16 protein-coding genes and 4 pseudogenes are annotated in these 18,598 nt (G+C 52.1%); 14 read left to right on the forward strand and 6 right to left on the reverse strand.

What is annotated here, in order from left to right; translation table 11 throughout:
• Positions 1–40 precede the first annotated feature (40 nt).
• The 3 genes from QMK50_RS26555 to QMK50_RS26565 form a co-directional block, all read right to left on the reverse strand.
• Positions 41–1,039, reverse strand: coding sequence for an NADP-dependent oxidoreductase (locus tag QMK50_RS26555; RefSeq protein ID WP_320334434.1), 999 nt, complete (start codon positions 1,037–1,039; stop codon positions 41–43).
• Between the two features lie 73 nt (positions 1,040–1,112).
• Positions 1,113–1,901 carry an SDR family oxidoreductase gene (locus QMK50_RS26560; RefSeq protein ID WP_320334435.1) on the reverse strand — a complete coding sequence of 263 codons (789 nt, stop codon included), beginning with the start codon at positions 1,899–1,901 and terminating at the stop codon, positions 1,113–1,115.
• Between the two features lie 53 nt (positions 1,902–1,954).
• Positions 1,955–3,055 (reverse strand): alkene reductase, encoded by a 1,101-nt coding sequence (locus QMK50_RS26565; protein ID WP_320334436.1) that lies wholly within the window; start codon positions 3,053–3,055, stop codon positions 1,955–1,957.
• A 149-nt stretch (positions 3,056–3,204) separates the two neighbouring features.
• On the opposite strand from QMK50_RS26565, the gene QMK50_RS26570 reads away from it, so the two are divergent.
• The 5 genes and pseudogenes from QMK50_RS26570 (at position 3,205) to QMK50_RS26590 (ending at position 5,940) form a co-directional block, all read left to right on the forward strand.
• Positions 3,205–3,792, forward strand: a complete 588-nt coding sequence (locus QMK50_RS26570) for a TetR/AcrR family transcriptional regulator (protein ID WP_320334437.1) — start codon at positions 3,205–3,207, stop codon at positions 3,790–3,792.
• A gap of 140 nt (positions 3,793–3,932) precedes the next feature.
• Positions 3,933–4,475, forward strand: coding sequence for a hypothetical protein (locus tag QMK50_RS26575; protein WP_413787311.1), 543 nt, complete (start codon positions 3,933–3,935; stop codon positions 4,473–4,475).
• The gene (locus QMK50_RS27465; protein ID WP_413787331.1) at positions 4,468–4,692 is read left to right on the forward strand and encodes a GGDEF domain-containing protein; all 225 of its coding nucleotides are present in this window, start codon (positions 4,468–4,470) and stop codon (positions 4,690–4,692) included. Before QMK50_RS26575 ends, QMK50_RS27465 begins: the two co-directional genes overlap by 8 nt.
• 93 nt (positions 4,693–4,785) lie before the next feature.
• A pseudogene (locus QMK50_RS27470) lies at positions 4,786–5,055 on the forward strand (transposase); the annotation flags it as partial.
• Positions 5,056–5,376: 321 nt separating this feature from the next.
• On the forward strand, positions 5,377–5,940 hold the full coding sequence (locus QMK50_RS26590; RefSeq protein ID WP_320334438.1) for a LuxR C-terminal-related transcriptional regulator: 564 nt from the start codon (positions 5,377–5,379) through the stop codon (positions 5,938–5,940).
• Here the strand turns inward: QMK50_RS26590 and QMK50_RS26595 are convergent.
• The 3 genes and pseudogenes from QMK50_RS26595 to QMK50_RS26605 all read right to left on the reverse strand — a co-directional run.
• Positions 5,924–6,172, reverse strand: coding sequence for a hypothetical protein (locus QMK50_RS26595; protein ID WP_413787312.1), 249 nt, complete (start codon positions 6,170–6,172; stop codon positions 5,924–5,926). The two genes, QMK50_RS26590 and QMK50_RS26595, sit on opposite strands and share 17 nt — an antisense overlap.
• A gap of 148 nt (positions 6,173–6,320) precedes the next feature.
• Positions 6,321–6,768: pseudogene (locus QMK50_RS26600) on the reverse strand (TetR/AcrR family transcriptional regulator); the annotation flags it as partial.
• A pseudogene (locus tag QMK50_RS26605) lies at positions 6,755–6,937 on the reverse strand (3-hydroxyacyl-CoA dehydrogenase family protein); the annotation flags it as partial. The pseudogenes QMK50_RS26600 and QMK50_RS26605, both read right to left, overlap by 14 nt.
• A gap of 406 nt (positions 6,938–7,343) precedes the next feature.
• Here QMK50_RS26605 and QMK50_RS26610 point away from each other — a divergent pair.
• The 9 genes and pseudogenes from QMK50_RS26610 (at position 7,344) to QMK50_RS26650 (ending at position 18,398) form a co-directional block, all read left to right on the forward strand.
• Positions 7,344–8,135, forward strand: coding sequence for an HpcH/HpaI aldolase family protein (locus QMK50_RS26610; protein ID WP_320334439.1), 792 nt, complete (start codon positions 7,344–7,346; stop codon positions 8,133–8,135).
• Positions 8,136–8,200: 65 nt separating this feature from the next.
• Positions 8,201–9,133 (forward strand): branched-chain amino acid transaminase, encoded by a 933-nt coding sequence (locus QMK50_RS26615; protein WP_159995705.1) that lies wholly within the window; start codon positions 8,201–8,203, stop codon positions 9,131–9,133.
• A 154-nt stretch (positions 9,134–9,287) separates the two neighbouring features.
• Positions 9,288–10,402, forward strand: a pseudogene (locus QMK50_RS26620) (branched-chain amino acid ABC transporter substrate-binding protein).
• Between the two features lie 66 nt (positions 10,403–10,468).
• Positions 10,469–11,398: a high-affinity branched-chain amino acid ABC transporter permease LivH gene (gene livH, locus QMK50_RS26625; RefSeq protein ID WP_159995709.1), complete on the forward strand. Its 930-nt coding sequence runs from the start codon at positions 10,469–10,471 to the stop codon at positions 11,396–11,398.
• Between the two features lie 7 nt (positions 11,399–11,405).
• A complete protein-coding gene (locus QMK50_RS26630) occupies positions 11,406–12,725 on the forward strand; it encodes a high-affinity branched-chain amino acid ABC transporter permease LivM (protein WP_320334440.1) in 1,320 nt (439 codons plus the stop codon).
• Positions 12,722–13,489 carry a high-affinity branched-chain amino acid ABC transporter ATP-binding protein LivG gene (gene livG / locus QMK50_RS26635; protein ID WP_159995713.1) on the forward strand — a complete coding sequence of 256 codons (768 nt, stop codon included), beginning with the start codon at positions 12,722–12,724 and terminating at the stop codon, positions 13,487–13,489. The genes QMK50_RS26630 and livG overlap by 4 nt, the downstream gene beginning before the upstream one ends.
• Positions 13,489–14,190, forward strand: coding sequence for an ABC transporter ATP-binding protein (locus QMK50_RS26640; RefSeq protein WP_159995715.1), 702 nt, complete (start codon positions 13,489–13,491; stop codon positions 14,188–14,190). Before livG ends, QMK50_RS26640 begins: the two co-directional genes overlap by 1 nt.
• Positions 14,191–14,264: 74 nt before the next feature.
• On the forward strand, positions 14,265–16,973 hold the full coding sequence (gene mdeB, locus QMK50_RS26645) for an alpha-ketoglutarate dehydrogenase (protein ID WP_320334441.1): 2,709 nt from the start codon (positions 14,265–14,267) through the stop codon (positions 16,971–16,973).
• A gap of 81 nt (positions 16,974–17,054) precedes the next feature.
• Positions 17,055–18,398, forward strand: coding sequence for a dihydrolipoyllysine-residue acetyltransferase (locus QMK50_RS26650; RefSeq protein WP_320334442.1), 1,344 nt, complete (start codon positions 17,055–17,057; stop codon positions 18,396–18,398).
• Positions 18,399–18,598 lie beyond the last annotated feature (200 nt).

Consider the following 18,598-nt stretch of genomic DNA (forward strand, 5'->3'; position numbering starts at 1 on the left):
TGCGCAGTGTCTGCGGTCGATTCATCGATAGGCGCCTTGGTCAATTGAGGGTCACTACCACCTTGCCCTTAGCGCGTCCCTGCTCGACGTACTGCAATGCCTCGGCCGTGGATTCAAAGTCGAAACAGCGGTCAACCACAGGCTTGATGATCCCCGCCTCGATGAGTGCGGTGATGTGTTGCAGTTGGGCGCCATTGGCCCGCATGAACACGAACCCATAGCTGACGTTCTGCTTGCGTGCCTTGCGCCGAATACCCAGGCTCAGCAGGCGCATGATTTGTTGCAGTGGCCAGGACAACCCTTGCTCCTGCGCGAACTGTGCAGTGGGTGGCCCGGAGATGGAAATGAGTTGGCCACCGGGCTTGAGGACCTTGAGTGACTGCTCCAGTACGTCGGCGCCGAGGCTGTTCAACACCAGGTCATAGTCGTGCAAGACACGTTCGAAGTTCTGCTGGGTGTAGTCGATCACCAGATCGGCCCCCAGCGCCTTCACCCATTCGACATTGCGGGTGCTGGTGGTGGTCGCGACAAAGGCGCCGAGGTGTTTGGCCAGTTGGATGGCGAGGCTGCCGACACCGCCGGAGCCCGCGTGGATCAGCACTTTCTGGCCCTGTTTCAGTTGTGCGGTTTCGACCAGCACTTGCCAGGCCGTCAGCGCCACCAAGGGGATGGACGCAGCCTGTGCCATGCTGGTATTGGCAGGTTTCAGGGCGATCGCGTTTTGGTTAACCGCGATCAATTGAGCGAACGTCCCGATCCGCGCTTCGGGCGGGCGAGCATAGACGTGGTCTCCCGGTTTGAAACGCGTCACTTGCGAGCCAACCTCCACCACCACGCCCGCCAGGTCATTGCCCAGTATCAGCGGAAATGCATAGGGCAGGATCAGTTTGAATTCGCCTTTGCGGATCTTCGAGTCCAGCACGTTGACGCTGCTGGCGTGCACCTCGATCAACACATCCTCGGCGCCCACCGTGGGGGCGGGCGCTTCGCCAATGCGCCCGGTGTTCTTGCCATAGCGATCAATTAAAAATGCCTTCATCGTTGTGTGGCTCTTGTCGATTGCAATAAGGGTGGGCGCAGGGTTTGCGGCGTTGCCGTTCGCTACAAAACAATCACGCCGGGTTTTGGTAGCGCTGGGCAACCGCAGACTGGCGGATCTGCTGCAGCAGGCCCTGGCGTGCGGTCTGCAGGCCATCCCAGCGCTCAGCTTCCTGCAGCGGCGGGATAGTCACCGGCTCGCGCCGATCAAAACCGACCAGTGCGGCATCCACCAGGTCGCCGACTTCCATGATTTCATTCAAGGTGTTGATGTCGACGCCGGAGCGATCCCAGATCTCCGTACGGGTGGCGGCCGGCAGCACGGCCTGCACATAGACGCCCTGAGGCGAAAGTTCCAGGCTCAGGCCTTGGGAGAGGAACAGCACAAACGCCTTGGTCGCACCGTAGACCGTCATGCCGAACTCTGGCGCAAGGCCCACCACCGAACCGATGTTGATGATTGCACCATCGCCGGTCTTGGCCAGGCGCGGGGCGATGGCGCTGGCGAGTCGCACCAGGGCCGTGGTGTTGAGGGCGACCAGTTGCGCAATGCTCTCGGTGCTTTGCTCGATGAACTGGCCGGACAGCGCCGCGCCGGCATTATTGACGAGGATGCCGATACGGGCGTCGTTGCGCAGTCGGGACTCCACGGTTGTCAGGTCGCCGAGTTGGGTCAAGTCTGCCGCAATGACATCGATGGCGACCTGGTGTGTGCTGCGCAACCGGGCTGCCAGTGCTTCCATGCGGGCCTGGTCGCGGGCGACCAATACCAGGTCGTGGCCGCGTTCGGCGAAACGTTCGGCGTAGACGGCGCCAATGCCGGTGGAGGCGCCGGTGATAAGAACAGTAGGACGAGTGCTCATGGGGTCATATCTCTTGCAGGATGGGTGATGACAGCAAGCGCGATCACTGATGCTCAGCTTGCGCTGGCGTTTGATTCAGCCAATGTCGGGTAGTCGATGTAGCCCGCCGAGCCGCCGCCATAGAGGGTAGCGGGATTGAAGGCGGACAATGGCGCGCCACTGCGCAGGCGCTCCACCAGGTCTGGATTGCCAATGAACGGGCGCCCGAACGCGATCAGATCGGCCTGGTCTGCGGCGACCTGCGAAGTCGCCAGGTCCAGGTCATAGCCATTGTTGGCGATGTAGGTGTCTTTGAAGCGCCGGCGCAGGGCACCGAAATCGAAGGGCGCCACATCACGCGGGCCACCGGTCGCGCCTTCGACCACATGCAGGTACACCACGCCGAGGGCGGCGAGTTGATCGACGACGTAATCGAATTGCGCCTGCGGATCGCTGCTGGAAACGCCATTGGCTGGCGACACCGGCGACAAGCGCACGCCGGTACGATCCCGGCCGATTTCATCGACGACGGCGGCCGTCACCTCGAGCAACAGGCGTGCACGATTTTCGATCGAACCGCCGTAGGCATCGGTGCGCACGTTGGCGCTGTCCTTGAGGAACTGATCCAGCAGATAGCCGTTCGCGCCGTGAATCTCTACGCCATCGAACCCGGCGGCTATAGCGTTTGCCGCGGCCTGGCGGAAGTCGGCGACGATCCCCGGTAGTTCGTTGATGTCCAGTGCGCGCGGCTCGCTGACGTCTTCAAAACGGTTGTTGACGAATACTTTTGTCGCGGCACGCACTGCCGAAGGGGCCACGGGGGCGGCGCCGTTTTCCTGCAGGTCAACGTGCGACACGCGGCCGACATGCCAAAGTTGCAGGAAGATTTTTCCGCCCTTGGCGTGGACGGCAGTGGTCACTTCACGCCAGCCATCTATTTGCGCCTGCGTGTAGATCCCGGGGGTGTCCTGATAGCCCTGGCCTTGCTGGGAGATCTGCGTCGCTTCGCTGATCAGCAGGCCTGCGCTCGCGCGCTGGCTGTAATAGGTGGCCGCGAACTGGCTTGGCACAAAGCCTGCGCCTGCGCGGTTGCGGGTCAGTGGCGCGAGGACGATACGGTTCGACAGCGTAAGGGTGCCGAGGGTGTAGGGGGTGAACAGATTCTGGTCGGTCATCTGGTATGTCTTCCGTGCCCGTTGATGGAGGTCGGTGGTGCGTGCAATTAGGATGATGATCGAAATCTAAACTGTCAATAGTTTTGATTATGACCAACATCTATGTATCATTGCGGGCATGACTTCCCAATGGACATGAGGTATTGCACGTGAGAGTGACCAAGGCCCAGGCGCAGGCCAATCGGGAGCACATCGTTGAAACGGCCTCTGAGCTGTTTCGTCAACGCGGCTTCGACGGCGTCGGTGTGGCGGATCTCATGGCGGCCGCCGGCTTCACCCACGGCGGGTTCTACAAGCATTTCGCTTCGAAAGCCGACCTGATGGCCGAAGCCTCGGCTTGCAGCCTTGCCAAATCCCTGGCGGCTGCTGAAACGCTCGATGTTGCGGGCTTCATCGACGTCTATGTGACCCGCGAACATCGCGATGGACGCGGCACGGGTTGCACCATGGCGGCGTTGTGTGGCGACGCGGCGCGTCAAACGGATGATTTGAAAGCGACGTTTGCCGAAGGGATCGAGCACACCCTGCAGACACTGGGGGAGAAATACCCGACGAGGCCGGATGCCGCTGCGGATGAGGGGAGAAAGAAGATGATCGACCTGCTGTCCCGTGCGGTCGGTGCGATTGTTTTGTCGCGTGCCTGCCCGGATGACTCCGCCCTGGCGGATGAGATCCTGGAGGTGTGCCGCGCGCAAATGTTTGCTTCGATGTCGCTCAACGAGGTTGAGGCGCAGTAGGGGGGCGCATCAACCACCACCCCACAGGCATTAACGTTGGGGGAGGTGTTCCAGGCGAGTTGCGGATGTGTTCGACAAACTGACCGGCTACTCAACTAAACTCGACCAGAGCTGCTCCTGACATCGCCTGGTGAGACTTCATGATTGCCCATACCCCCACGCTTTTTGCCTGTGTCGCCTTAGTAGCTACGATCATGGCGTTTTGTCTGATATTGGTCGGCCAGTTCAACCAGCGTGACGGCTTGCTGACCATTGGCTTTGGTTTGCTAGCACATGCCCTGGCTTACGTTGGATACACCTTATACGGCCATGCCCCGTTGTGGTTGACCTACGGGGTGGCGAACACATTGCTGGCGGTGGCCCTGGCTTTCTACGGGGCCAGTGTATTTCGGATCGTCGAGTTGCCCGTCGCCTGGTGGCAGATCTTCGCGCCGGCTGCATTGATGTTGGTATTGATGGCGAGTCTGATCGACACCCTGGAGCCGCGCATGCTCGCCGCCACGCTGGTGTTGATGGTGCAGTGCGGCCTGATCATCTACTGGACGCGCCGCTACGTCCCCGCTCAAGGGCGTGCGCGCATGCTGTTGATCATCGGCTCGAGTATCAGCCTGATTGGTTTGGGCATGCGGGTGCCCCGAAAACGCTGTGGCGGTTCTGGACGAGTTGCGCGCTTCGGTGGCTGAGTCACCGGCGCGGTTCGGTGAGGCAACCATCTCATTGCGCATCAGTGTGGGGGTGTGCTGCGTGGTGCCAAATGACGATGACAGCATGGCAAGCCTGCTTGGACGTGCGGATGCAGCGCTTTATCAAGCCAAGGGGCAGGGGCGTAATACCTTGTGTTTGGCACCGCCGCATGTGCATCCCAGTAAAACCAACCGCGTTCATATCATTGAGCATTGACCGCCAGCACATGCTGATACTCAGTAACCGTCCGATCAGCACCCTCTCCTGACCGTTCTCCAAATTAGCCAAGATAGTGGACACCATTTTTTAGTGGATACTATCTTGGATATAGCTCCCGCTCGTCGCCCCGGTCGCCGCTCGAACTTCCCAACCGTATTCAAACGCAAGGTCGTCGAAGCTTCATATCAACCCGGCACTTCAGTGTCGGTGATCGCTCGCGAGCACGACGTCAATGCCAACATGGTTTTTCGCTGGCGGCGGCAATACCAGGACGGCGCATTCGGCCCGGTCAGCCAGAGCGCAACATTCTTGCCAGTCGAGGTGATCAAAGCACCCATCGACTTGCCGTCCGCAGCGCCGCTGCCGCAAGAATCCCATTCCGAGATCCTTATAGAAGTCGGAAAAGCCAAGCTGCGCATCATCGGCGAGCGCTTGGTGGGTGACTTGCACGATCAGATCTTCGAGGGTCAAATCATTCAGTCGACCGAAACGGCTGTGTCCGGCGGCGACGATGGAAACGGTGTGGTTAGCCATTATTGTTTTTCCTTTGCGATTGCAGGCGTTCCCTACAATGGCCCACCGCAAAGTCTGATCGCTACTTCGTGCAACTACGTATAGGAGTGAGTAGCCGAACTGACCGATACTGGGCTCATACCCATAAAAAAGCAGCAGGACTGCACGATGAAAGATCCACTGGAAGACCTTGAACGGCTGGCGTTTCAAGTGTCGCCGGCTCCCCAAGTGATCACCGGCAACCGCAGCATGCTTGATCTCAACGTGGCATTTCTTGAGTCGTTCGGGTTCCAGCGCGACGAGTTGATCGGCGAGTTGATCCTCAAGCTCTATCCCTCCCAAGCCGACTACAAGGCCATAGGCGAACGCAGCCTGAGCTGGCTACAGCACAGCAAGAACGGCTCCTATTCCGATGAGCGCTTCATGCAGCACCACAGTGGTGAAGTGTTCTGGGCCAGGGCCAATGGCTACACGCTGACGCCGGATGATCCGTTTCAGTTGATGGTCTGGCATTTCGAGCGTATGGACCGCGTGTTTCACGCGACGGTCAACTTGACGCCGCGAGAACGGGAAATCTCGGCGCACATTGTCAACGGCCTGACCTGCAAGGAAATCGGCCGTAAATTGAACATTTCCCACCGCACTGTCGAAGTCCATCGGGCCCGGCTGATGAAAAAGCTGCAGGCCAAGAACAGCGCGGAGTTGGTGTCAAAGATCATTGTGCTGAATTGAAGTCGACGTCCTCCCAGCGCATCTGCACCAGTTTGCCGGCGCGACCCGTCAACAGAACCAGCAGGCGCATCGCGACGGCAACGCTGCCGCCGTTGCACTCCACCCAGCCGCGCCGAGCCTTAGCCATTTTGCGCTGGCGACGCAGCTGCGTAATGATCGTGGCGATGTGTTCGAGCGTGATCTTGAACTGACAACCTTCGGGGTTGGCAGTGATATCTGAGAGGCACTCCAATTTTCATCGGCTGCATGTTCACCGCTGCGCTTAAAGTCTCAGGCCGGTCTATCGATTCGCAGAGAGTGCGGTCGACGCTGTTCTCATCAATAAAAGATCAGATGAACAGCCTGCCCGACAACGCCTAAAGACTATCCGGATCTCCAAAAATGACATGACCGGTAACCAGCAGATTCTGCTCATCTAGTCGGTGCCGGACGCGCATCATCCGCAGCAACTTGCGTTCGCACTGCTTGCGCATTTGCCGGACCCGCTGCTGCTCTTCATTCAGGCAGCCGCTGTCTCGCTCCACCAGACGAAAATGCCTGGGCGTTTCCTGATGTAGGGTCAGGTGTGCGTGAATCAGTTGCCTGTGTCTGTCGCGTTTTGCCAGGGCTGCTTGTTCGATTCGCCCCTCGGTGGCCAGCAGCTCTTCGTAGAACTCCTCGATCAGTTCGATCAGCAGGTGCTGCTTGCTGGGGAAATGGTGATACAGCGAGCCCGGGGCAGGTCGCGAGCTCGCGCATACCGACTTGACCGAAACTCTTGCTGGCACAGAGTTCCAGCACCTTGTCCCGGTATTCGGCGAAGCGTGAGCAACTCTCAAGCATAAGCATGGAAGCCGCGCCGCGTTTTGCGTCCCAGGTAGCCGGCGGCGACCATCTCCTTGAGCAGTGGAGCTGGGCGGTATTTGCTGTCGTTGAAGCCGTCGTAGAAGGCTTCAAGGATTGCAAGCACGGTGTCCAGGCCGATCAGGTCGGCCAAGGCCAGCGGGCCGATCGGTTCCCAGTGTCAGTGGAATTGAATACGGAAGGATCAGCTTGAACGCGCCTGTTCTGATCTTTCAATCCAGCACGTTCACCCTTCAAGACTGCATTTTGAGGCTAAGGAAGGGCATATCACCACTGGTCCTCACGAATATTATCGTCGAATTCGGCCAGATAAACTCAACGGTTCTCGCATCTCAGACGACCCAAAATTGCCTGTGCATTTCTCCGAGCGCAATCCCCTCCGTCGAAATTTCACTGAAATTCACCATGATCAGCATGAACATTTCGCGAGCGCTTAAAAAGCGAAATGAATGCTCTATCGCATGTCGTTTCTGTTAATGAAAATGCGCAAAAAATACCCCTAGCATCTGCCTAACATGAACCATCGATTACTGATGCATCACGAAGCTAGGAGACCTACCGTGCGCTTTGTAAATCCCATCAAGCATAGTTTAAAGAGCGCCAAACCGACCGTTGGTTGCTGGCTGACGCTCGCGAGTCCTGCCGTCGCTGAACTGATTGCTCATTGCGGTTTTGAGTGGTTAGTCATCGATGCTGAGCACGGCCCTAGTGATACCCAGGATCTTGCGGCTCAACTTAGAGCAATTGATGCAGCGGCCTTTAACGGGGCAAGAGCCGTAGGTGCAGTGCGGGTCACTGCCAACGATCCTTCATTGGTCAAGCGCGCAATGGATTGTGGGGCGCAGACCATTGTTTTCCCAAACATAAACAATGCGACTGATGCAAAAGCCGCAGTGGCATCGATGCTATTCCCACTACCCGAGCAAAGTGGTGTCAGGGGCGTCGCAGGGATGGTAAGAGCAGGGAGCTATGGTTTGGACAGCAACTACGTCAAATCCGCAAACAACCAGGCTTGCGCCATTGTCTTGATCGAGTCAGTGGATGGGGTAGAGAACGTTGACTCTATAGCTGAAGTCGAGGGCGTGGATTGCCTGTTCATCGGCACAGCAGACTTGTCTGCAAGTATGGGCTATCTGGGGCAGACCAGACACGATGACGTCAAGGCTGCAGTCGAGAAAGTCTTGACGGCAGCACGCAAGCACTCGAAGGCAGTAGGAATCTTTGCAACTTCGGTGGAAGAGGCCCGCCAATACAGGGAAAAGGGCGTGACGTTTATCGCGCTTCATTCTGATACGGGATGGTTGACCAAAGGGGCGACAGACGCTTTGGATGCTCTCAACTTGAAAAGATAATATCAAATTGATCATTGAGTGAGCTCATTGAGTAATGTTGTTTAATTTTATATTGGAGATAGTAAATGTCGATGTCAGATCGTGATGGGAAAATCTGGAAAGATGGCGAGTTGGTTGAGTGGCGTGAGGCCAATACTCACATTTTGACCCATACACTTCACTATGGCATGGGCGTATTCGAAGGCATACGCGCATACGAAACTGCGCGCGGCCCGGCAATTTTCCGCCTGAAGGAGCATATTTGTCGTCTCTTTAACTCTGCTAAAATTTTTCAGTTGGAAATTCCATTTGATGAAGAAACTGTACGTAATTCTTGTGTAGAAGTCATTCGCGCAAATGAGTACGACTCGTGCTACCTGCGGCCATTAGTATGGATCGGCTCAGACTTTCTGAGTATTGCGGCAAAGAACAATACAATTCACGTCGCAACAGCAGCGTGGCCCATGGGCTCTTACCTAGGAGAGGAAGGGATGGAAAAAGGTATTCGAGTTAAAACCTCCTCGTTTACCCGTCATCACGTCAATGTTTCTATGGTGCGCGCAAAAGCTTGCGGTTATTACATTAACTCTATCCTAGCAAATCGTGAGGTTACTTCGCTTGGGTTTGATGAGGCTCTGTTGCTAGACACTGAAGGGTACGTAAGTGAAGGTGCTGGCGAGAATATCTTCATGGTCCGCGATGGGGTCGTTTACACCCCCGACTTGGCGTCCTGTCTTGATGGCATAACCCGTGATTCGGTTATGGTTATTGCCAGGGATTTGGGCTTGGAGATTAGGGAGAAACGAATCACTCGCGACGAGCTATATTGCTGCGATGAGGCTTTCTTTACAGGTACCGCTGCTGAGGTAACACCTATTCGTGAGCTCGATGGCAGGACAATTGGAGCAGGCTCGCGAGGCCCGATTACTCAGCAGATTCAAGAGATCTACTTCTCCGCTGTACGTGGCACTAATGAAAAATATGCTCATTGGTTGACTTATGTTGACAGTCGCATGTGAATCAGTATCCATCCCATAAAACATAGGAGGCTTCGAACAGGCTGAGTACAGGTGCACAGGTAAGTGCAAGCCGTCAGCAATGTCTAAAATAATAATAATCACTTTGCTTAATTAATACTGCTAGCCATCTATGTAATTCAGTCTTGGAGTCTCCATGAGAAAAATTAACGTTGTATCGATGATGATTGCCTCTGCTTTGTGTTCGGCAGTTGGGGCGGCACACGCTGAAACGATCAGAATTGCAATCGCTGGGCCCATGAGTGGGCCTGTTGCGCAATATGGAGATATGGTGGCCGCCGGTGCATTGACGGCCATTGAGCAAATAAACGCAGCGGGGGGGGGAGCGGTAAAACATTTGAAGCTGTAATGATGGATGACGCTTGTGAGCCTAAACAAGCGGTGGCAATTGCTAACAAAATTGTAAGCCAGAATATAAAATACGTTATCGGTCACGTTTGTTCTGGCTCTGCAATTCCTGCGTCAGATATTTATGAAAATGAAGGTGTGCTGATGATAGCGCCCTCTGCAACAGCTCCACAGTTGACTCAAGGGAAAAGCCGCTCTTTGATTTTTCGAACTATTGGTCGAGACGATCAACAAGGCCCTGCAGCCGGCAAATACATAATCGAACGCGCCAAGCCTAAGCTGGTTGCTATTTTGCATGATAAGCAATCATATGGCCAAGGTATTGCTACTTCGGTCAAGCAGACAATTGAAAAAGCTAAAGTTTCTGTGGCAATGTTTGAAGGTATCAATGTAGGTGATTCTGACTATTCCTCCGTGATCACTAAACTCAAAGTCCTTGGCGTTGACTTTGTGTATTTTGGAGGTTACCACCCAGAAATGGGACTGCTTCTACGTCAGGCACGTGAACAAGGGTTGAAAGCTGTGTTCATGGGGCCAGAGGGCGTAGGCAACCAGGATGTCGCTGCTATTGCAGGAGCCGCTTCAGAAGGAATGCTAGTCACATTGCCTGCTGATTTCTCGGCCGACCCAGCCAACGCATCACTCAACAAAGCATTCACAGACAACAAGCGAGATCCAGGTGGCCCGTTTCAACTGTCCGCATACACCGCTGTCAAGGTAATTGGCGACTCTATTAGTGCCACTAAGAGTTCGGATCCAAATACAGTAGCACAGTACATGCACAGTAATCATTTTGCGACCCCAATTGGGAACATTGCATTTGATGCGCAGGGTGATCTCGAAGCATTCAAGTTTGTTGTATATGTTTGGCACAAAGATGCCACAAAAACAGTAGCCGAATAGGACTTTATCAATTTCGCCTCACTGTTGTTTAGTGAGGCGTCTACACTGTTTTAGAGGCCTCTTTGGATGAGTAACTTACTTCCTCAGTTTATCCAACAGTTAGCCAATGGGCTAACTTTGGGTTCGATATATGCACTAATAGCAATTGGTTATACTATGGTGTACGGAATTATCGGCATGATTAATTTCGCACACGGCGAGATCTATATGATTGGCGCATATATAGGACTTGTTACCATAACGGCGATCGGGGTCACGGCGGGTTATCCTTTGCCTTTGGTGCTCGGAGGTGCACTTTTGGTGTCTGTCGCTGTAACGGGTTTGTATGGTTTTGCAGTCGAGCGAATTGCCTATCGGCCGCTACGTGGAGGGCCAAGACTTGTTCCATTGATCTCGGCTATTGGTATGTCAATTTTTCTGCAAAATTACATCCAGATTGGCCATGGATCTCGGGATATATCCGTGCCAGCGTTGGTGTCGGGTGCTGTAGAGTTTCAACTGGCTGGGAGTTTTTTTGATATAACTATCCCATATTCAAGAGTCATGATATTTGGTGCTACTTTTGTGCTGATGGTTGCTTTGACTCTTTTTATTGCCTATTCCCGTATGGGGCGAGCATGTCGCGCTTGTTCTGAAGATATGCGTATGGCCAATCTTCTAGGGATTGATACTAATCGAGTCATTTCGTTTACCTTCATATTGGGCGCAATGTTGGCTGCGGTAGGAGGGGTTTTGATTGCATTGGCGATAGGCAAGCTAAGTCCGTTTATTGGTTTTATTGCAGGTATAAAAGCGTTCACAGCTGCAGTATTAGGGGGTATTGGTAGCATTCCAGGTGCGATGCTTGGCGGAATACTTTTGGGCTTGGTGGAAACATTTGCAGCAGCTTACTTGCCCGCGGAGTACAAAGATGTTGTTGCCTTCGCTTTGTTGATTTTGATTCTCCTCTTCCGGCCTACGGGTCTGCTGGGAAAAACTAACGTCGAGAAGGTGTAAACTCATTATGAATCAAGACTCTAATGCCAGCGCAGCTTCGTTACATACCACGACTACGAGTATATCAGTAGCAAAAGGTAAGTCCTTACGAGCGGATGCTCTAGGGAAAAACCTCAAATCTGCATTTGTCGCTTCTGTCATAACAATTATTTTGACAACGCCTGTTTTGGGTCTACAGCTCAAAATGGTTAGCTATAAGGTTGTTTTAGAACAGCATTGGATGCCTGTGTGGTTGGCGGCAACCGCTGTGTTTGTTTTCCAATTACTCCGGCCCATATGGCTGGTAAATCGCTCAGCCATAAAACTTCCATCAGTTCCAGATCTGAATGCGCATCGTCAGAAAGCTATTATTCAAGCGTTATTGGTATTAGGTTTAATTTTTCCGTTCTTTGCCTCAAGGGGAGCGGTGGATGTTGGCACAATTGCGCTGATCTATATCATTCTCGGACTGGGTCTAAATATCGTTGTAGGTTATGCAGGACTTTTAGACTTAGGATATGTTGGATTTTATGCTGTCGGAGGCTACACATATGCTCTACTCAATCAGCATTTCGGTCTTTCATTCTGGCAGTGCTTGCCTGCAGCGGCCCTCGTGGCATCAATTTTCGGATTCGTATTGGGGTTTCCTGTATTACGGTTACGCGGCGACTATCTTGCGATTGTGACACTCGGGTTTGGTGAAATTATTCGTTTGTTATTGAACAATGCTACGAACGTTACCGGTGGCCCGGATGGTATCTCTGGAATCCCAAAACCGACATTCTTCGGTATTGAGTTCGCTAGAAAGGCCAGTGTGGAGGGAACTAAAACATTTCACCAAATTCTAGGGGTTGACTATTCTGGGAGTCATATGGTGGTGTTCCTTTACCTGGTAGCTCTTGCTTTAGTTACCTTTACCTTATTTGTTACCAGTCGCCTGATTCGTATGCCGGTTGGCCGTGCTTGGGAAGGCTTGCGAGAGGATGAAACCGCTTGTCGTTCGTTGGCTTTGAACCCAACAAAAATTAAGCTTTCCGCATTTACTTTAGGTGCAGCAATCGCCGGGCTTGGGGGCGCATTCTTTGCTGCTCGTCAGGGATTGGTAAACCCGGAGTCTTTCACCTTTATTGAGTCGGCGTTAATTCTTGCAGTAGTCGTACTCGGTGGCATGGGATCACAACTCGGTGTTGTACTGGCCGCTATATTGCTGACGGTTTTGCCCGAGGTGGCACGTGGCTTCGATGAGTACCGGATGTTAATCTTTGGTCTTGTCATGGTGCTTATGATGATATGGCGCCCACAAGGACTTTTACCAGCTAGCCGTCCACATGTGGAGTTGCCGAAATGACTAAAAATCTACTGGAAGTTTCAAACTTGCAGATGCGTTTTGGTGGGCTGCTAGCTGTTGATCAGATAAACTTTTCCGTTCGCAAGAATGAAGTGTTTTCAGTCATTGGCCCTAACGGTGCAGGGAAGACCACAGTATTTAACTGTATTAGCGGTTTTTATAAGCCAGCGGCCGGAAGTGTTGTGTTGGATGGCGTGCATATTGAGGGACTTCCGAGTCATGCTGTTGCGGAAAAAGGTCTGGTCAGAACCTTCCAAAATATTCGCCTTTTCAAGGATCTTACGGTGCTTGAAAACCTTCTTGTCGCTCAACATAGTCAGATAAAAACTGGTTTGTTGCAGGGGCTTTTTGCTACCCCAAGCTACCGTAAAGCGGAGCATGAAGCCCTAAAAAATGCAGCAGCGTGGCTTCATCGGCTTGGTTTGACATCCGTTGCCAACCGAGGGGCTGGCACACTCCCCTATGGTCACCAGCGGTTGGTTGAAATCGCACGCTGCATGATCACGAAACCCCGCCTCCTAATGTTGGACGAGCCAGCTGCAGGGCTGAATCCCCAGGAGAAGATCGAACTTGCGAAGCTTATAGATAGCTTGCGAACTGATTTCGGTATATCGGTATTGCTGATTGAGCACGATATGAGTCTCGTCATGGAGGTTTCAGATCGAATACTGGTTATGGAGTATGGCCGAGCAATTGCTACGGGTTTGCCCCTAGAGATTCAGAACGATCCGCGCGTTATCAAGGCCTATTTGGGGGAAGAGTGATGCTTAGGTTAGATAGCGTGCATACACATTATGGTGCTGTTGAGGCGCTCGCGGATGTTTCCATTGAAGTTAATAAAGGCGAGATAGTCACGTTGATCGGCTCAAATGGTGCCGGTAAATCAACATTGATGATGACGGTTTGCGGGTCTCCTGGCGCTTCTAGCGGCAATGTAATTTTTGAAGGGCAAGATATTACCAATACTCCAACGCACGAGATAATGAGAAACGGGATGGCCGTTTCTCCTGAAGGTCGCCGGGTCTTTCCTACACTCACAGTGTACGAGAACTTAAAGATGGGTGGGTTCTTCTCTAGTCGTAAAGACGCGCAGAAGGGTGTAGAGCACGTTTATACACTTTTTCCCCGCTTGCAAGAGCGATCTACACAACGTGCAGGGACGATGTCTGGAGGTGAGCAGCAAATGTTAGCAATTGGTCGTGCTTTAATGAGTCGTCCTAGATTGCTATTACTGGATGAGCCTACGCTTGGTTTAGCTCCCTTAGTGATCAAACAAATATTTGAAATTGTCAAAGCTATTCGAGATTCAGGTGTCACGGTATTCCTAGTAGAGCAAAACGCCAACAAGGCATTGCAAATCGCCGACAGGGGATATGTTCTTGAAAATGGTCGAGTTGTATTAGCAGATACAGGGCGAAACTTGTTGAAAAACGAGAGCATAAAAAGCTCGTACCTAGGCGGGTAGCGACAATAACCGCTGATAGGGGCAGACAACCTTACTAGCAGTGGCTAGATCTCTTGATGTGAGGTGATATAAGCATGAATGATTCCCAGCACGGTATTCTTGAAAGTTTAGAGTTTTCCGCCAACCAAAATGACGCGCAGGAGTCTGAAGAGTGGCGCGAAGCACTACTTTCATTGATTGAAAATAGCGGCCCTGAAAGAGCTCGCGAAATCATTGATGAACTGGTCAGCCTAGTGCGTGATCCCAGCATCGGCTGGAAACCCACGTTGGGTACGCCCTACATCAACACCATTCCAGTGACAAAGCAGCCTGCATTCCCAGGCGATTTGGCAATCGAGGAACGCCTGTCATCGATTATTCGGTGGAATGCTCTAGCCATGGTCGTACGTGCTAACCAAGCATATGGTGAACTGGGTGGTCATATTGCCAGTTACGCGAGCGCGGCTGACTTGTTCGAGGTTGGTTTTAACCATTTCTTCAGAGCGAGGAACGACGCTTCTGGTGGCGACTTAGTCTTCTATCAACCTCATTCAGCTCCAGGCGTTTACGCTCGAGCCTTTCTTGAGGGGCGATTGGGAGAAGAGAACCTTCTGCATTACCGGCAGGAAATCACTGCTTCTAGCCAAGGAGTGCAAGGCTTATCCAGCTATCCACACCCTTGGTTAATGCCGGACTTCTGGCAATTTCCAACAGGGTCGATGGGTATCGGCCCAATTAGTTCGATTTTTCAAGCCCGATTCATGCGGTATCTCCACAACCGAGATCTGTTAGACACCTCAGGCCGTAAAGTGTGGGGAGTTTTCGGTGATGGTGAGATGGATGAACCGGAAAGCATGTCTGCTCTTACTTTAGCTGCAAGGGAGGGTTTGGATAACCTGATCTGGGTGGTTAATTGCAATCTTCAGCGGTTAGATGGGCCGGTGCGTGGCAACGGGCGAATCATTGACGAGCTGGAGGCATTGTTTGTTGGGGCTGGCTGGAATGTCATAAAACTGGTTTGGGGATCTGATTGGGACGGGCTTTTCGCCCGCGATACGGACGGAAGCCTGGTGCGAGCCCTTTCGGAAACCGTTGACGGGCAGTTCCAAACTTTTGCGGCGAAAGATGGACGTTACAACAGAGATCATTTCTTTGGTCAAAACGAAGCATTGGCAAAGCTTGCCCAAGGTCTCACAGACGAGCAAATCGACCGGCTGAAACGAGGCGGCCACGATATGGTGAAGATCTATGCCGCCTACCATGCTGCTTCAGTTCATAAGGGTCAACCTACGGTGATTCTTGCCCAGACCAAAAAAGGTTATGGGATGGGCGAAGCCGGCCAAGGGAAGATGACCACTCATCAGCAGAAGAAGTTAGATCGCGAAGCACTTATTGGTTTTAGAAACCGATTTAATCTTCCTCTTACTGATGAGCAGGTCGAGACTCTATCGTTCTACAAACCTGCCGATGATAGCCGCGAAATACGCTATCTCCTTGAGCGTCGGCAAAGCCTCGGGGGCTACACACCTAGCCGGCAAACGGATGTCCCTGTAGTCGCGGTACCCGGACTGGATGTGTATGGAAGCTTTGCCACCAAAGCGGAAGGCAAAGAAATGTCCACAACCATGGCATTCGTCAGGATGCTTAGCGGCTTGCTAAAAGATCCTGTCCTGGGGCGACGAGTAGTTCCCATTGTGGCAGACGAAGCTCGGACATTCGGGATGGCAAATCTCTTCAAGCAAATCGGTATCTATTCCAGCGTCGGTCAGCATTATGAGCCTGAGGACATTGGCTCCATCCTGAGCTATCGGGAGGCGCTGGATGGGCAAATACTCGAAGAGGGCATCAGCGAGGCCAGTGCCATTAGCTCTTGGGTAGCAGCGGCAACCAGTTATGCCACTCATGGGTTGCCCATGTTGCCGTTCTACATCTATTACTCAATGTTCGGTTTTCAGCGAGTAGGTGATCTCATTTGGGCAGCTGCTGACCAAAGGGCTAGAGGCTTCCTGCTAGGAGCCACGGCAGGCCGCACAACCCTGGGAGGAGAAGGTCTGCAGCATCAAGATGGCAATAGCCATTTGATGGCTGCTCTGGTGCCAAACTGCCGAGCTTACGACCCAGCATTCGCGGGGGAGTTTGCCGTAATTCTCGACCATGGCATGCGTCAGATGCTGGAGAAACAGGTTGATGAGTTTTATTACGTCACCCTTATGAATGAAAACTATGCTCAGCCTAACCTTCCGAATGATGTTGAGAAAGACATCATTAAAGGTATGTACCTCTTCTCAGAACACAAGTGTGGAGCAGAATCTAACCAAGTTCGGCTGCTCGGATCTGGAACTATCCTGCGCGAAGTGATGGCTGCAGCCGAACTACTAAACGCTGATTGGCAGGTTAGTTCAGAAGTTTGGAGTGTGACTAGCTTTACAGAGCTCGCAAGGGATGCCAGGGGCGTAGAGCGTTGGAATAGGCATCACCCAGAAAATGAACAGAAAACCAGCCACGTTAGTACGTGCCTGCCGAAGGGGAGCCCAATCATTGCCGCGACCGATTACGTACGAGCGCTGCCACAACTGATTGGCACCTATGTTGAGGATCACTACGTCGTGCTGGGCACCGATGGTTTTGGACGCAGTGATACTCGAACGGCTTTACGCAAATTTTTTGAAGTCGACCGTCATCAAATAGTCTTGAGCGCGCTGTCGGCCCTTGTTCGCGAAGGAAAGCTTAGTGCCGACGTCTGCTCTCGTGCGATTGAGAAGTACGACATCATATTTGACGAAAAAGCCCCTTGGGAATGTTGATTCGAGTTTGTGGTGGTGGGCGTCGAAATTGACGCCCCATTGCTTGCCATTACTCTGTTAGAAAAATTCTGGATGAACCTCATGAGTACGATGCGTGATATTTTAGTTCCTGATATTGGTGAGTTTAAAGAAATCAGTATTATCGAAGTGCTTGTTGCGCCTGGTGATTTGGTTGAGGTAGGGCAAACTATCATTGTTGTTGAAACCGATAAGGCAACAATGGATATTCCCGTTCCACACGACGGTAAGATAAAAGATATTAAAATCGTCGTTGGGGACAAAATCAGTGAAGGATCTTTGATTGCAACCCTGGAACAAATCGAGGCGTCTGCATGTCAGCCGCCCTCAACGTTAGGTGAAACACCTGAGGCTAATACAAAACCGCCCCAGCTTGCTGTTTCTACCGCAATATCTACTCCGGTTCACGCTCCTGTACAGATAATAGCTCCCTTACCGGAGCTTGCTAGCACGAAAATTATTGAGAACGTGGTCGCAGGCGCAGTGTTGCCGTTTGCTTCGCCATCAGTTCGTAAGTTAGCCCGGGAACTTGGGGTGCCACTGAATGAAATCAATGGTACTGGGCCGAAAGCACGCATTACTAAAGATGATCTACATGCTTTCGTCGGGCAAGTGATGGTCGCTGTACGAAAAACCGACGCGCAAAAGATGAGTCAGGCAGCTCAACCGTTCATGGCGGGAGTATTACCTTGGCCAGATATTGACTTTACAAAATTTGGTGAAGTGAAACGAGTAGATCTCTCTCGACTCAAAAAAATTAGCGGTGCGAATCTTTACCGTAATTGGTTAAGCATTCCACATGTGACAAATCATGATGATGCAGATATAACGGATTTGGAGGATTTTCGTCGTAATATTAACGAAGGTAATGCGAAACACGGCGTTAAAGTAACGATGATTGCTTTAGTGATGAAGGTCTGCGTGGCTGCACTCAAAAAGTTCCCAGAGTTTAACTCAAGCCTGGATCGGGATCAGCTTATATTAAAAAATTATTTTCATATCGGTTTCGCTGCTGATACACCCAATGGGCTAGTAGTTCCGGTAATTCGAGATGTTGATAAAAAAGGCGTAGTAACTTTAGCTCGCGAGATGTCTGAGTTGTCAGCTAAAGCTCGCGCAGGAAAACTTGAACCATCCGATATGAGCAGTGGGTGTTTTACTGTTTCTTCCCTAGGTGGGATTGGTGGCACGTATTTTACCCCGATAATCAATGCTCCAGAGGTCGCGATTTTGGGCATTGGTCGAAGCAATAATCGTGTTTTTTTAGAGAGTGGACAAGTAGTCCAAAGGTTGATTTTGCCACTTAGTTTGAGTTGGGACCACCGAGTTATTGATGGCGCCGCTGCTGGCCGGTTTAACGCCTTTCTTGTCGAGCATCTAGCTGATATGCGTCGATTGATAATGTGAGCAAGATCTCTTTATAGTTAAATTTTGAAGGGTGATTGAGCTTAGGAGTTAGATAAAATTTTTAATTTCGATGAGTCTTTGGGGGGGGAAGTTCGAAGGTGATTGTCGATGTGGGAGGGAGAGTTATCCTAATTTTTCCCTTCTTGTATCTGATAGATTTTGTGGTGGTTTGACTGTTTTAAACGAAGTTTTGGTTAGGT

Source organism: Pseudomonas sp. P5_152, from assembly GCF_033989915.1.
GTDB lineage: Bacteria > Pseudomonadota > Gammaproteobacteria > Pseudomonadales > Pseudomonadaceae > Aquipseudomonas.

Excerpts from the sequence above, each read along its gene's own strand:
- QMK50_RS26640 (WP_159995715.1), top strand. The coding sequence starts at position 13,489 with ATGCTTAGGTTAGATAGCGTGCATACACATTATGGTGCTGTTGAGGCG.
- livG (WP_159995713.1), top strand. The coding sequence starts at position 12,722 with ATGACTAAAAATCTACTGGAAGTTTCAAACTTGCAGATGCGTTTTGGT.
- QMK50_RS26555 (WP_320334434.1), bottom strand. The coding sequence starts at position 1,039 with ATGAAGGCATTTTTAATTGATCGCTATGGCAAGAACACCGGGCGCATT.
- QMK50_RS26650 (WP_320334442.1), top strand. The coding sequence starts at position 17,055 with ATGAGTACGATGCGTGATATTTTAGTTCCTGATATTGGTGAGTTTAAA.
- mdeB (WP_320334441.1), top strand. The coding sequence starts at position 14,265 with ATGAATGATTCCCAGCACGGTATTCTTGAAAGTTTAGAGTTTTCCGCC.
- QMK50_RS26630 (WP_320334440.1), top strand. The coding sequence starts at position 11,406 with ATGAATCAAGACTCTAATGCCAGCGCAGCTTCGTTACATACCACGACT.
- QMK50_RS26615 (WP_159995705.1), top strand. The coding sequence starts at position 8,201 with ATGTCGATGTCAGATCGTGATGGGAAAATCTGGAAAGATGGCGAGTTG.
- QMK50_RS26590 (WP_320334438.1), top strand. The coding sequence starts at position 5,377 with ATGAAAGATCCACTGGAAGACCTTGAACGGCTGGCGTTTCAAGTGTCG.
- livH (WP_159995709.1), top strand. The coding sequence starts at position 10,469 with ATGAGTAACTTACTTCCTCAGTTTATCCAACAGTTAGCCAATGGGCTA.
- QMK50_RS26565 (WP_320334436.1), bottom strand. The coding sequence starts at position 3,055 with ATGACCGACCAGAATCTGTTCACCCCCTACACCCTCGGCACCCTTACG.
- QMK50_RS26560 (WP_320334435.1), bottom strand. The coding sequence starts at position 1,901 with ATGAGCACTCGTCCTACTGTTCTTATCACCGGCGCCTCCACCGGCATT.
- QMK50_RS26575 (WP_413787311.1), top strand. The coding sequence starts at position 3,933 with ATGATTGCCCATACCCCCACGCTTTTTGCCTGTGTCGCCTTAGTAGCT.